At 46.1% G+C, this 14,028-nt stretch carries 11 protein-coding genes; 4 read left to right on the top strand and 7 right to left on the bottom strand.

Going from position 1 to position 14,028, the window contains the following annotated elements; genetic code table 11:
* Positions 1-6: 6 nt before the first annotated feature.
* The 3 genes from oppB to ychE all read right to left on the bottom strand — a co-directional run bounded on the left by oppB (position 7) and on the right by ychE (position 4,019).
* Positions 7-927, bottom strand: a complete 921-nt coding sequence (gene oppB / locus D9741_RS10640) for an oligopeptide ABC transporter permease OppB (protein ID WP_001516507.1) — start codon at positions 925-927, stop codon at positions 7-9.
* Positions 928-1,012: 85 nt separating this feature from the next.
* Positions 1,013-2,644, bottom strand: coding sequence for an oligopeptide ABC transporter substrate-binding protein OppA (gene oppA, locus D9741_RS10645; protein WP_130216024.1), 1,632 nt, complete (start codon positions 2,642-2,644; stop codon positions 1,013-1,015).
* Between the two features lie 727 nt (positions 2,645-3,371).
* Positions 3,372-4,019 (bottom strand): NAAT family transporter YchE, encoded by a 648-nt coding sequence (gene ychE, locus D9741_RS10650; protein WP_000616766.1) that lies wholly within the window; start codon positions 4,017-4,019, stop codon positions 3,372-3,374.
* Positions 4,020-4,496: 477 nt separating this feature from the next.
* Between ychE and adhE the strand changes: the two genes are divergently transcribed.
* On the top strand, positions 4,497-7,169 hold the full coding sequence (gene adhE, locus D9741_RS10655) for a bifunctional acetaldehyde-CoA/alcohol dehydrogenase (RefSeq protein WP_130216022.1): 2,673 nt from the start codon (positions 4,497-4,499) through the stop codon (positions 7,167-7,169).
* A gap of 318 nt (positions 7,170-7,487) precedes the next feature.
* On the opposite strand, the gene tdk is transcribed toward adhE, so the two are convergent.
* Positions 7,488-8,105: a thymidine kinase gene (gene tdk / locus D9741_RS10660; protein WP_130208894.1), complete on the bottom strand. Its 618-nt coding sequence runs from the start codon at positions 8,103-8,105 to the stop codon at positions 7,488-7,490.
* Between the two features lie 601 nt (positions 8,106-8,706).
* On the opposite strand from tdk, the gene hns reads away from it, so the two are divergent.
* A complete protein-coding gene (gene hns, locus D9741_RS10665) occupies positions 8,707-9,120 on the top strand; it encodes a histone-like nucleoid-structuring protein H-NS (RefSeq protein WP_105289150.1) in 414 nt (137 codons plus the stop codon).
* Positions 9,121-9,263: 143 nt separating this feature from the next.
* Here the strand turns inward: hns and galU are convergent, their stop codons facing one another.
* From galU to rssA, 3 genes are all read right to left on the bottom strand, one after another.
* A complete protein-coding gene (gene galU / locus D9741_RS10670) occupies positions 9,264-10,172 on the bottom strand; it encodes a UTP--glucose-1-phosphate uridylyltransferase GalU (protein ID WP_130208896.1) in 909 nt (302 codons plus the stop codon).
* 201 nt (positions 10,173-10,373) lie between these two features.
* Positions 10,374-11,387 (bottom strand): two-component system response regulator RssB, encoded by a 1,014-nt coding sequence (gene rssB / locus D9741_RS10675; RefSeq protein WP_130216020.1) that lies wholly within the window; start codon positions 11,385-11,387, stop codon positions 10,374-10,376.
* Positions 11,388-11,473: 86 nt separating this feature from the next.
* Positions 11,474-12,385, bottom strand: coding sequence for a patatin-like phospholipase RssA (gene rssA / locus D9741_RS10680; protein ID WP_130216018.1), 912 nt, complete (start codon positions 12,383-12,385; stop codon positions 11,474-11,476).
* A 112-nt stretch (positions 12,386-12,497) separates the two neighbouring features.
* Between rssA and D9741_RS10685 the strand changes: the two genes are divergently transcribed.
* A complete protein-coding gene (locus D9741_RS10685; protein WP_130208902.1) occupies positions 12,498-12,956 on the top strand; it encodes a YchJ family protein in 459 nt (152 codons plus the stop codon).
* Between the two features lie 49 nt (positions 12,957-13,005).
* A complete protein-coding gene (purU, locus tag D9741_RS10690) occupies positions 13,006-13,848 on the top strand; it encodes a formyltetrahydrofolate deformylase (protein ID WP_130208904.1) in 843 nt (280 codons plus the stop codon).
* Positions 13,849-14,028: the final 180 nt, after the last annotated feature.

Genomic DNA, 14,028 nt, shown 5'->3' on the forward strand with positions numbered 1-14,028 from the left:
CCAGTATCAGTAACGGATTTTCGGGTCGATAACCGCATATAGCACATCGACAATGGCATTGAACAAAATGGTTAAAGCACCAACCAGAATGGTCAGGCTTAACACCAATGAATAGTCACGGTTCAAGGCACCATTAACAAACAATTGTCCGATGCCCGGCAAACCGTAAATGGTTTCGATAACCATAGAACCGGTGATAATGCCAACAAATGCGGGTCCCATATAAGAAAGCACCGGTAGCAACGCGGGCTTTAATGCGTGGCGGAAAATAATGCGCCGCATGGGCAGACCTTTCGCGCGTGCGGTACGAATGAAGTTGGAGTGTAAAACTTCAATCATCGATCCACGGGTGATACGCGCAATACTGGCGATATAAGCCAGTGATAAGGCAACCATCGGCAGGATCATAAATTTCAGCGCCCCACCATTCCAGCCACCGCCCGGTAGCCAATGCAAAATGATCGCGAATATCATGACTAATAATGGCGCAACGACAAAGCTTGGTATAACCACTCCCGTCATAGCCAATCCCATGACGGTATAGTCCCATTTGGTGTTTTGTTTTAATGCGGCAATAACGCCAGCACTAACGCCCAGTACCACTGCGAGGAAAAATGCAGCAGCGCCCAGTTTTGCTGAAACGGGAAAACTGGATGCGACCAGGTCATTGACCGAATAATCTTTATATTTAAATGAAGGGCCGAAATCGCCATGAGCCAGTTGTTTCAGATAGCTGAAATACTGCGTCATGATGGGATCGTTAAGATGATATTTCGCTTCAATATTGGCCATTACTTCTGGCGGTAACGTACGTTCGCCGGTAAAGGGACTTCCCGGCGCGAGGCGCATCATAAAGAACGAAATAGTAATAAGAATAAATAGCGTCGGAATCGCTTCCAGACAGCGACGTAGAATAAATTTTAACATTGCCGTACCTTCTGGCCTGTGCCTTCTGTAATGCGATAAAAAGCAGACACCGTGGAGCAGGATACACCTGCCCCACGCATTGCCATTAGTGCTTCACAATGTACATATTTCGGGTGTAGGTATTATCCAACGGATCTTTACCGGTATAACCCCCAACCCACGGTTTTACCAGACGCGCGTTCACGTAGTAATAAACCGGAACAATGGCCGAATCTTTATCCAACTGTTGCTCTGCTTTCGTGTACAGCGCCGTGCGCTGTGCCTCGTCTGTAGCTTTCAGGGTTTCCGCCATAATGCTGTCAAAGGCCGGACTCTTATAATGAGCGGTGTTCATCGAACTGTTCGACAACATGGTGTTCAGGAAGGAAGTTGGTTCATTATAGTCTGCACACCAGCCTGCACGGGCCACATCAAAAGTACCCTGGTGGCGGGTATCGAGGAATGTTTTCCATTCCTGGTTAACCAGTTTAACGTTCACGCCGATATTTTTCTTCCACAGTGAAGAGGCGGCAATCGCCAGCTTTTTATGCAGATCGGACGTGTTATATAACAGATTAATCGTTAGCGGTTTGTCTGCGGTATAGCCCGCTTCTGCCAGCAGTTTTTTCGCTTCTTCGTTACGTTTTTCCTGGCTCCAGCCAAACCATTCTGGTTGCGTCAGTTTTGCGCCATCGGTATATGGCGGTGTGTAACCATAGGCCGGCATATCGCCCTGCGCTTTGACTTTATTAACAATGATATCGCGATCCATACCCAGTTTCAGTGCGGTACGCACACGCACATCATTGAATGGCGGTTTCTGGTTGTTAATCTCGTAATAGTAAGTGCACAGGTATGGATCAACGTGAACTTCGTTCGGGATTTCTTTTTTCAGTTTCTGGAACAGTTCGATCGGCATGTTGTTATAAGTCATATCGATTTCGCCGCTACGATAACGGTTAACATCGGTGACTTCAGAAGCGATCGGTAAATAGGTCACCTGGTTAATTACCGTTTTAGCGTTATTCCAGTAGGTCGGGCTGCGCTCAAGAACGATACGTTCGTTAACAACCCAATCTTTTAATGTATAGGCGCCGTTAGTAACGATATTGCCTGGCTGGGTCCATTTTTCGCCAAATTTCTCAATAGCGGCTTTTGGCACCGGGGAAGTAGATGGGTGAACCAGTAACTTATAGAAGTACGGAACAGGTTCACTTAAGGTGACTTCTAATGTGTGGTCATCGAGGGCTTTCACACCGAGATCGGTAATTGGTTTCTTCCCTTCCAGTATTTCATCAATACCCGCAATATGTCCGTATTGTAAGTAGCTTGCGTAGGGAGAAGCGGTGTTCGGATCAACAGAACGTTGCCAGCTATACACAAAGTCTTGTGCCGTGACTGGCGTGCCGTCAGACCATTTCGCATCTTTACGCAGGTGGAACGTCCAGACTTTAGCGTCTTTGTTATCCCAGGATTCAGCCACGCCAGGGGCCGGATGACCATCAAGATCGCTAACCAGCAAACCTTCAAACAGGTCACGGCTGATATTAGACTCAGGAACCCCTTCAATTTTGTGCGGATCTAATGACTGAACTTCAGAACCATTGTTGCGTACCAGCGTTTGTTTTTCCGCTAGTGTGACTCCTGCAGGTACATCAGCTGCCAGTGCGATATTCCCTGCCATAAGCGCAGCCAGAACGCCTGCTGCCACTAAACTTCTCTTGGTGATGTTGGTCATTGTGTTTTGGACTCCCTCATTATAATTACTGGTTTTTACCAGCATGTGTAATCCCGGATTAGGATACCTGTACAGCTCGGAGACTTTTTGCTGCCAGGTTGCTTTATCGTTACTAATTGCTATCACCGACTTTATTTATTCTGGTGATTCAGATGACCACCTTATGTCGATTCTTACTGTGTCTCCCCTGTCGAGACACATTATTTTTTGCCGCGTCTTTTAATCGCAAATCATTCTCATTGCCAATAAAAATCGCCAAACAGTTGGCCGAAAAGTATCAAATGCCCTTCTTGCCCGCCAATACATTTTGCAAAATTGTTACGCAATTCTCTTTTCTGACCATACCAGTACGTATATCCCTCGTTATCCAATCAATAAAATAATTTAAAAACAAAGGGATAGAACTACAGAAAGCAATACTGACTTTTCCGGTTATAGTCCAGACAGAAAATGCGCACAATAATTTAACAATTGAATGCTATTTAGCACTTTTCTCTGCCAAAGGCAGTAGAATTACTAATATCATTTCAATTATTCTTCAGCAAGGCCCAGGATTATGATGTGATGAAAATAACATGATGATGCGGATCGCCAGATAAGGATAGTCTTATAACCATCTGTAAAATGGGAAAAAAATTATCTATTTCTTTTGTTAACTGCGTTGGGTTGCAGTAAAAATAATGATGAAAGAAACGGAGCATCATGACTCCGTTTCATATGAAAGGAATTAATTGAGCAGACCAGGGAAAATCCCTTTGATACCATTGACGATAAATTCAATCCCTAATGCCATTAGCAATAACCCCATAATCCGGGTAATGACGTTGATGCCAGTCTGACGCAGAACCCTCACCAGCCAGGGTGCCATGCGGAATAAACCCCAGCAACATAAAGCGAACAACGCGATTGCTACAAAAAAACCGAACAGATAACCAATGCTGTGATAACGCGTTCCCCATACGATGGTTGAACTGATTGCTCCTGGTCCAGCCATCAGAGGTAATGCGAGCGGTACAACGCCAATGCTTTCACGAATTGCGGTTTCTGATTTTTCTTGTTTGTTCTGTTTATCCTCACCAAGCTTACCGCTGATCATCGACATTGCAATTGTCACGACCAGTATGCCGCCTGCGATGCGGAACGAATCAATAGATATTCCAAAAAGTTGCAGAATCGTGTCGCCGAGAAACAGTGCGATCCACAAAATAATGGCTACAGACAAGTTGGCGGTCAGATTTGTTTTGTTTCTCGCTGCCGCAGTCTGATAGCTGGTCATACTGATGAACACGGGGATGATCCCTACCGGGTTAACCAGCGCAAATAACCCGATGAAAAACTTAAAATAAACGGGAAAATCAAAAAGTGTCTGAATCACGGTTAGCTCCGAAGCAAAAGCCGGATAATGTTATCTTTAAACAAGGGTAAAAATACGTGCTGACAATACGCCTTTTGTCAGCATTTTTCACCTCCTAACTATCTAAAATTACTATCATTCATTATTGTTATCTAGTCGTACAAAACATGCTAAGGTAGCCAACAATTAATACTACAATTTATTAACTATTAGCTATTATGGCTAAAAGCGGAGCTGAAAGGTGTCAGCTTCGCGAAATTTTGATCTGGATCACTTAATCGGTACCCAGAAGTGAGTAATCTTGCTTACGCCACCTGGAAGTGACGCATTAGAGATAAATGACTCTAATGTTTAAACTCTTTTAGTAAATCACAGTGAGTGTGAGCACGAGTAAGATTTTGATTTTCAAAGGTTAAGCAAATCATCATCGCACTGACTATACTCTCGTATTCGAGCAGATGATTTACTAAAAAAGTTTAACATTATCAGGAGAGCATTATGGCTGTTACTAATGTCGCTGAACTTAACGCACTCGTAGAGCGTGTAAAAAAAGCCCAGCGTGAATATGCCAGTTTCACTCAAGAGCAAGTAGACAAAATCTTCCGCGCCGCCGCTCTGGCTGCCGCAGATGCTCGAATCCCACTCGCAAAAATGGCCGTTGCCGAATCCGGCATGGGGATCGTTGAAGATAAAGTGATCAAAAACCACTTTGCTTCTGAATATATCTATAACGCCTACAAAGATGAAAAGACCTGCGGTGTTCTGTCTGAAGACGACACTTTCGGTACCATCACTATCGCTGAACCAATCGGTATTATCTGCGGTATCGTTCCAACAACTAACCCGACTTCAACCGCTATCTTCAAATCTCTGATTAGCCTGAAGACCCGTAACGCCATCATTTTCTCACCACACCCGCGTGCTAAAGATGCAACCAACAAAGCTGCTGATATCGTTCTGCAGGCTGCTATTGCTGCTGGTGCACCAAAAGATCTGATTGGCTGGATCGATCAACCGTCTGTTGAACTCTCCAACGCACTGATGCACCACCCTGACATTAACCTGATCCTTGCGACCGGTGGTCCAGGCATGGTTAAAGCTGCATACAGCTCCGGTAAACCGGCGATCGGCGTAGGCGCAGGCAACACCCCAGTTGTTATTGATGAAACTGCTGATATCAAACGTGCAGTTGCATCCGTGCTGATGTCCAAAACCTTCGACAACGGCGTAATCTGTGCTTCTGAACAGTCTGTTGTTGTTGTTGATTCTGTTTATGATGCTGTACGTGAGCGTTTTGCCACCCACGGCGGCTACATGCTGCAGGGCAAAGAGCTGAAAGCTGTTCAGGACGTTATCCTGAAAAATGGCGCGCTGAACGCGGCTATCGTTGGTCAGCCAGCTTATAAAATTGCTGAACTGGCAGGCTTCTCTGTACCAGAAAACACTAAGATTCTGATCGGTGAAGTGACTGTTGTTGATGAAAGCGAACCATTCGCTCATGAAAAACTGTCCCCGACTCTGGCAATGTACCGTGCGAAAGATTTTGAAGACGCGGTAGAGAAAGCAGAGAAACTGGTTGCTATGGGCGGTATCGGTCACACATCTTGCTTGTACACCGACCAGGATAACCAGCCGGCACGCGTTTCTTACTTCGGTCAGAAAATGAAAACTGCCCGTATCCTGATCAATACCCCGGCTTCTCAGGGCGGTATCGGTGACCTGTACAACTTCAAACTCGCGCCTTCCCTGACTCTGGGTTGTGGTTCCTGGGGTGGTAACTCCATCTCTGAAAACGTTGGTCCGAAACACCTGATCAACAAGAAAACCGTTGCTAAGCGAGCTGAAAACATGTTGTGGCACAAACTTCCGAAATCTATCTACTTCCGCCGTGGCTCTCTGCCAATCGCGCTGGATGAAGTGATTACTGATGGCCACAAACGTGCGCTCATCGTGACTGACCGCTTCCTGTTCAACAACGGCTATGCTGACCAGATCACTTCTGTACTGAAAGCAGCTGGCGTAGAAACTGAAGTGTTCTTCGAAGTTGAAGCTGACCCGACTCTGAGCATTGTTCGTAAAGGTGCAGAACTGGCGAACTCCTTCAAACCAGACGTGATTATCGCGCTGGGTGGTGGTTCCCCGATGGATGCTGCGAAAATCATGTGGGTTATGTACGAACATCCAGAAACTCATTTCGAAGAACTGGCGCTGCGCTTTATGGACATCCGTAAACGTATCTACAAGTTCCCGAAAATGGGCGTGAAAGCGAAAATGATCGCAGTCACCACAACTTCCGGTACCGGTTCTGAAGTTACACCGTTCGCGGTTGTAACCGATGACGCAACTGGCCAAAAATATCCGCTGGCAGACTATGCTCTGACCCCGGATATGGCGATTGTTGACGCCAACCTGGTTATGGATATGCCGAAGTCCCTGTGTGCTTTCGGTGGTCTGGACGCAGTAACTCACGCCATGGAAGCATATGTTTCTGTACTGGCTTCTGAGTTCTCTGATGGTCAGGCTCTGCAGGCGCTGAAACTGCTGAAAGAATATCTGCCAGCGTCCTACCACGAAGGGTCTAAAAACCCGGTAGCGCGTGAACGTGTTCACAGTGCGGCAACTATCGCAGGTATCGCGTTTGCTAACGCCTTCCTGGGTGTATGTCACTCAATGGCACATAAACTGGGCTCTCAGTTCCACATTCCGCATGGTCTGGCAAACGCCCTGCTGATTTGTAACGTTATCCGCTACAACGCGAATGACAACCCGACCAAGCAGACTGCATTCAGCCAGTACGACCGTCCACAAGCACGTCGTCGTTATGCTGAAATTGCAGACCATCTGGGTCTGAGCGCTCCGGGCGACCGTACTGCTGCTAAGATCGAGAAACTGCTGGCATGGCTGGAAACGCTGAAAGCTGAACTGGGTATTCCTAAATCTATCCGTGAAGCTGGCGTTCAGGAAGCAGACTTCCTGGCAAACGTTGATAAACTGTCTGAAGATGCATTCGATGACCAGTGCACCGGCGCTAACCCGCGTTATCCGCTGATCTCCGAGCTGAAACAGATCCTGCTGGACACCTACTACGGTCGTGATTACGTAGAAGGCGCAACCGTTGCTAAAGAAGCAGCTCCGGCTAAAGCAGAGAAAAAAGCGAAAAAATCCGCTTAATCGGTAGCTCTGTATAACATCATAAACGGTCCCATTCGGGGCCGTTTTTTTGTTTCAGACAAAGAACGGCTATGTAAAGTCAAATAATCCAGCTGTATTAATTCATCATGTTTGTATTGTCGGAAAACGAGCACAAAGCGAGATTGTCGACAAATAACTCTACCTCGTAGGTAATGAGGCATCGACGCACTAAAATCGTTCTGTGGTACGTTGAGTGATGATTAAGAATAGAGAAAGAATGATGACTCGGAAGAAGTTAGTAAAACGGACTGACAGGAGAAAAGCGCCCTATTCACCCTGTCAGTAAAGAAAAATTTATTAGTCGTGCCGATGATTGTCCTGAATCGCCGTCAAAGAGCCGATCTCTAACGCTTCTTTATAGTGTTTACGGCAAACCGAGACGTAACGCTCATTACCACCAATAACCACCTGTTCACCTTCGTTATAAGGTCTACCCGCCAGATCAAGACGTAGCACCATGCTTGCTTTGCGGCCACAAAAACAAATAGTTTTTAATTCGACCAGTTTGTCTGACCATGCCAGTAAGTATTGGCTACCAACAAACAATTCACCGCGAAAATCGGTACGCAAACCATAACAAAGTACGGGTATATCGAGTTGATCGACAACCTCCGATAATTCATATACTTGTTGTCTGGTTAAAAACTGGCATTCATCAACAAGTACGCAATGAATTGTCTGCTGTTCGTGTTCCGCACGAATCTCATCAAATAATGATGAATTTTGGTTAAATAATTTTGCAGGTGATGACAAACCTATACGCGAGCTGACTTTCCCTGCCCCGAAACGATCATCAATTTCCGCCGTATATACGACAGTGCGCATACCGCGTTCCTGGTAATTGTATGAAGATTGCAACAATGCCGTAGACTTACCCGCATTCATTGCGGAATAGTAGAAATATAGCTGCGCCATCAGCCACAGGCCCTCAATGATATGAAATAAAGTTGGCAGGAGTTTATCATAATTCGTCAGTTTTACAGCGTAACAGTGCGCACAGAAGTAGTATATTCGTCATCCATTACGAATGGCTGGCATAATCCTTCAGAGCTATCTTTACCACGGCCTTGCTTGTTATAAACGCGTAAATGACTCTTGGTAACTATTCACAATCTTTAACCTGTTGCGCACGTAATAACCCCTGTTGGCCTCCAGGAAAGAGCAATACGAAGTCCTTGCACTTATTGCGACTGTTCTACTTTTCATCATTCGCTTAATAGGGGATTTTCATAAACAGGGCTAATACCCAAGAGTGAAAAGGCTCCAGCGCATGTTAATCTCCACATAAAATGTGACATGAATCAGGAAGTTTTAACCTTAAGTGATGCGAAAGCATCGATGTAAATAGGGCTATATGCCACGTCATTTCTGGCTAATTTTATGAAAAGATATTTATTGTCGGTACGAAATAAAGAACATTTTTGAATTCCTTACATTCCTGGCTATTGCACAACTGAATTTAAGGCTCTATTATTACCTCAACAAACCACCCCAATATAAGTTTGAGATTACTACAATGAGCGAAGCACTTAAAATTCTGAACAACATCCGTACTCTTCGTGCGCAGGCAAGAGAATGTACACTTGAAACGCTGGAAGAAATGCTGGAAAAATTAGAAGTTGTTGTTAACGAACGTCGCGAAGAAGAAAGCGCAGCTGCTGCTGAAGTTGAAGAGCGTACTCGTAAACTGCAGCAATATCGTGAAATGTTGATCGCTGACGGTATTGACCCGAACGAACTGCTGAATAGCATTGCTGCTGTTAAATCTGGCACCAAAGCTAAACGCGCACAGCGTCCGGCTAAATATAGCTACGTTGACGAAAACGGCGAAACCAAAACCTGGACTGGCCAGGGCCGTACTCCAGCTGTAATCAAAAAAGCAATGGATGAGCAAGGTAAATCCCTCGACGATTTCCTGATCAAGCAATAATCTTTTCTTGATTCTGTTTGCTTAAAATCCCGCCATTGGCGGGATTTTTTATTGTCCGTTTTAAGACTCTCTGATAAGAATACGCTATAAAAAAACGGCATTGATCACTCAATGCCGTTTCGTAGAAAACATCGTGATAGATGTTACTTCTTAATGCCTATCTCTTCTTCAAGCCAGGCTTTAAATTCAGTACCCAGAGTGTTGTGACGAATACCGTATTCAACGAAGGCCTGCATGTAACCTAATTTATTACCGCAGTCATGGCTCTTCCCTTTCATATGATAGGCTTCAACCGTTTCTTTTTCGATCAGCATATCAATCGCATCGGTGAGCTGAATTTCATCACCTGCTCCCGGAGGGGTTTTTGCCAGCAGCGGCCAAATATCAGCACTGAGAACATAACGGCCGACAATAGCAAGATTAGACGGCGCTACATCTGCTTTCGGTTTTTCTACCACACCGACCATCGGTACACTTTCGCCAGGCGCTAAATCCACACCTTTGCAATCCACAACACCATATGCCGTCACATCAGCAACAGGCTCCACCATTATCTGGCTGTGGCCAGTTTCATCAAAGCGACGAATCATCTCTGCAAGGTTATCCTGCGATAAATCGGATTCATATTCATCCAGAATAACGTCAGGCAAAATAACAGCCACAGGTTCATCACCAACTACCGGATGGGCACACAATACTGCGTGTCCCAAACCTTTCGCCAGCCCTTGACGAACTTGCATAATAGTCACGTGTGGTGGACAAATGGACTGCACTTCATCAAGCAACTGGCGTTTTACACGTTTTTCCAGCATTGCTTCCAGTTCAAAACTGGTATCGAAATGGTTTTCAATAGAGTTTTTAGATGAGTGAGTGACCAGCACAATTTCAGTAATGCCAGCCGCAATACATTCATTCACGACGTATTGAATTAATGGCTTATCGACAAGCGGCAGCATCTCTTTCGGGATAGCTTTCGTCGCCGGCAACATCCTGGTTCCTAATCCCGCAACGGGGATAACGGCTTTTTTGACTTTCGTATTAATGGCAGCCATTTAAATTCTCCTGGACTGTTCGTGTATTGAACGTGTTCATATTTCTGTGTCGCATCCCAGTATATCAGTACCCTGACGAGGCCTGGTTCTGAAAAGGAGGCGAGTTAACATAATTAAGACAATTACTTAAACGAATGGCGACGATAGTACCACCAGCCGACACCAGCGCGTAATGCAATTTTATCCCATATAATCGTTTGCTCATTCCGCAGACAACATCAAGCGCAGTCTTCCACCTGTTCCCCAAATTTGACATTGCCAGGCATCACATCGCTGGCTCAATTGATTCAAATAGGCGTTGCCTAATGTTCCTAACGGAACGCCATTACTGATTTGAATCTGGTGTTCACCAGCATTTAACGTTGCATTCAGACCAGCGGAAACCAAAATGAGATTTTTTAATTCACGATGATAATAGCCGACTAATAGCGGGAACTGACCAGGCAGATTGGCCTGCCGCAGTAAATGATTTACCTGCTTCAATAACGCACCCAACTCTGGCAAACGCTGATTTTGGTGGGCAATCTGTTCCTGTAATAACCCATTAAACAGCGCGCGTAATAACAAAGCGGCAAGGACACCATTATGTCCGGCGCGAGTTACATCGAGACAATAAAAAGCCAGATCGTTTTCCGAAAGAGCTGCAATATCAAGCACCAGCCCCGGTTTATCAACGGCCACCAGTTGGCGATAATTAACCCGGCAATGGGAAATCACCTGCTGAACCGGAGGTTGTAATTCTTGCAATAATTTAGCAGCCGCGGTGGGATTATCCACCATCGCATCCCAGTCGCGAAAAAGCCGTTCTTCTTCCTCTACACGCGAATTAAACATGCTGGGATAGAGACACGCAAAAACCATCTCGCGCAGACGGTTGAGATCTTTAACTGGTTTTAACAAAACATCTTCCACGCCCAGACGTAACGCTTTCGCGATATCTGCCATGTTTTCCGTAGCGGAAATCACCAGGACAGGCGTTTGGTCACCCCGGTTGCGAATATGTTCCAATAGTTTCAGGCCGTTCATTCTCGGCATTGCAATATCACATATCATTAGATCGGGTGTGAAACCGCCCAGTAGCTCAAGGGCATCCACCCCATCAGCCGCCAGTACCGTTGTCGCTCCCAATGAGGAAAACCACGAATCCAGAAGCGAGCGAAATACCGCCTCATCTTCAACTATGAGAATCTGTTTTCCGACCAATGGCTGCGTCATGTTCTCTCCCCTGACTGGCTTTATTCAATAGTGGCATGCTATTGCCATCAGTGCCTGTCAGAATTAACTTAAGTGTAGATAAAAAATCAGGTCAAAACGTTAGTTCGAACTAGCGGTAAAAGCTCATCCATTTTCTTCTCAACCGCCAATTGTCCTGCCGAAATGGCAGCCTGCGCACGATGAAAATCGAGCGTGGAAATCTGTGGGCAAACGGGTTGAATCAGAATATCAGGCGGGTCCCCTGCCATACGGTTTCTTTTAAGGCGGTTTTCCAATACCTGAATAGAGGTCGTCATAATCTCTGTTGCTGTCGGTGCCGTGACGCCTCGACGCGCAGTAATACTACTTAGCCGCTCTTTCAGCCGCGCATGCCAGGGTAGATCATCTTCACTCTCGCCATTTTCAGCACTGACATTAAATGAAAGAAGATCTTGCTGCATTAAGTGAGCGTCGTGCTGGAGATCAACCGCAATTACGATATCTGCGCCCAACGCACGAGTAAGAGAGATAGGAATGGGATTAACGACTGCGCCATCAACAAGCCAGTAGCCGTTATGCGCGACCGGTGCCATCAAGCCAGGAATACTGCAGGATGCACGAATAGCGAGATGGAGATCACCTTCGGTAAACCATAATTCGCGCCCTGTGCTTAGATTGGTGGCGACTGCAGCGAAGCGGCGTGAACAATTCTCGATTTCTGTTTCTGGCATTATTTCACGATACCGATTGAACACACGCTCGCCGCGCAGCAGCCCACCGCGCTGCCAGGAGAGGTCCATCAGTCGTAAAACATCCCAATAGCTAAAAGAGGTAACCCACTCTTCCAGCGCAGATAATCGATCACAGGCATAGGCTGCGCCTACCAGCGAACCAATTGAACATCCTGCGACGATATCAATTTCAATGCCCATTTTTTTAAGCGCGTTAATGACGCCAATATGCGACCATCCTCGTGCAGCACCGGATCCCAGTGCCAGCCCTATTTTTACTTTTCTCATTGTTCCTGAAAGCGTCCCCTGGAATGCAGCCGTAGCCACATCGCTACCGCTCGGTTAACATAGTGCTACTCCGGCGGTTAAAACGCCGTTATTGTTTCCAGGGAGATTATTTGTGTCTAAGCTTTGTCCCTGTGGTAGTGCTGTCGAGTATAGCCTATGTTGCCACCCTTATGTGTCTGGTGAAAAGGTTGCACCAGATCCCGAACGTCTTATGCGTTCGCGTTACTGCGCTTTTGTGATGCACGACGCAGATTATTTAATTAAAACCTGGCATCCATCCTGTGGCGCCTCTGTGTTACGTGCTGAATTAATTGCCGGATTTGCACATACCGAATGGTTAGGTTTGACCGTATTTGAACGTTCATATCATGAAGGTGACGACGTAGGTTATGTCAGTTTTGTCGCTCGTTTTACTGAGAAGGGTAAATCCGGGGCAATTATTGAGCGTTCGCGATTTTTGAAAGAAAACGGTCAATGGTACTATATTGATGGTACACGTCCGCAGTTTGGTCGCAACGATCCCTGCCCTTGTGGTTCAGGTAAAAAATTTAAAAAGTGCTGCGGCCAGTAATGGTTGACGGTACGGTTTAGCAAACACTCTCAACAAGGTTTTTCCAGCAATGCATTCACTCCAACGTAAAGTTCTGCGTACTATTTGTCCGGACCAAAAGGGTCTTATCGCGCGCATTACCAATATTTGCTATAAGCACGAGTTAAATATCGTGCAGAACAATGAATTTGTTGATCACCGTACCGGGCGCTTTTTTATGCGCACGGAACTGGAGGGTATTTTTAATGATTCCACCCTGTTGGCGGATCTCGATAGCGCTTTGCCAGAAGGTTCGGTGCGTGAACTGAATCCCGCAGGTCGCCGCCGCATAGTCATTCTGGTGACCAAAGAAGCGCATTGCCTGGGCGATTTGCTGATGAAAGCCAACTACGGTGGACTGGATGTTGAAATCGCTGCGGTTATTGGTAACCACGAGACTTTACGTTCTCTGGTGGAACGTTTTGATATTCCGTTTGAATTGGTGAGCCATGAAGGGTTAAGCCGCAACGAGCACGATCAGAAGATGGCGGATGCCATTGAAGCGCATCAACCTGATTATGTGGTGCTGGCGAAATATATGCGCGTGCTGACGCCGGAGTTCGTGGCGCGCTTCCCGAACAAAATTATCAACATTCACCATTCATTCCTGCCAGCGTTTATCGGCGCACGTCCCTATCATCAGGCTTATGAACGCGGCGTGAAGATTATTGGCGCAACAGCACACTATGTAAATGACAATCTGGATGAAGGTCCAATCATCATGCAGGATGTCATTCATGTGGATCACACTTACACTGCCGAAGACATGATGCGTGCAGGTCGTGATGTTGAGAAAAACGTATTAAGCCGCGCGCTTTACCAGGTTTTGGCACAGCGTGTATTTGTTTACGGTAACCGGACGATTATTCTTTAATCGCTGGCAAAATAGAACTGGTTGGCTTTAATCCGTTACGGATGAAAATTACGCAACCAGTTCATTTTTCTCAACGTAACTCTTTACAGCGGCGTGTCATTTGATATGATACGCCCCGCTTCCCAGTGATGGAGCAGGCCAGTAAAAAGCATTACCCCGTGGTGGGGTTCCCGAGCGGCC

It is taken from the genome of Escherichia sp. E14V7, from assembly GCF_004212225.1.
Lineage (GTDB): Bacteria > Pseudomonadota > Gammaproteobacteria > Enterobacterales > Enterobacteriaceae > Escherichia.

Coding starts and splice junctions, on each gene's coding strand:
- rssB (WP_130216020.1), bottom strand. CDS start 11,387: ATGACGCAGCCATTGGTCGGAAAACAGATTCTCATAGTTGAAGATGAG.
- tdk (WP_130208894.1), bottom strand. CDS start 8,105: ATGGCGCAGCTATATTTCTACTATTCCGCAATGAATGCGGGTAAGTCT.
- hns (WP_105289150.1), top strand. CDS start 8,707: ATGAGCGAAGCACTTAAAATTCTGAACAACATCCGTACTCTTCGTGCG.
- adhE (WP_130216022.1), top strand. CDS start 4,497: ATGGCTGTTACTAATGTCGCTGAACTTAACGCACTCGTAGAGCGTGTA.
- oppA (WP_130216024.1), bottom strand. CDS start 2,644: ATGACCAACATCACCAAGAGAAGTTTAGTGGCAGCAGGCGTTCTGGCT.
- oppB (WP_001516507.1), bottom strand. CDS start 927: ATGTTAAAATTTATTCTACGTCGCTGTCTGGAAGCGATTCCGACGCTA.
- galU (WP_130208896.1), bottom strand. CDS start 10,172: ATGGCTGCCATTAATACGAAAGTCAAAAAAGCCGTTATCCCCGTTGCG.
- rssA (WP_130216018.1), bottom strand. CDS start 12,385: ATGAGAAAAGTAAAAATAGGGCTGGCACTGGGATCCGGTGCTGCACGA.
- purU (WP_130208904.1), top strand. CDS start 13,006: ATGCATTCACTCCAACGTAAAGTTCTGCGTACTATTTGTCCGGACCAA.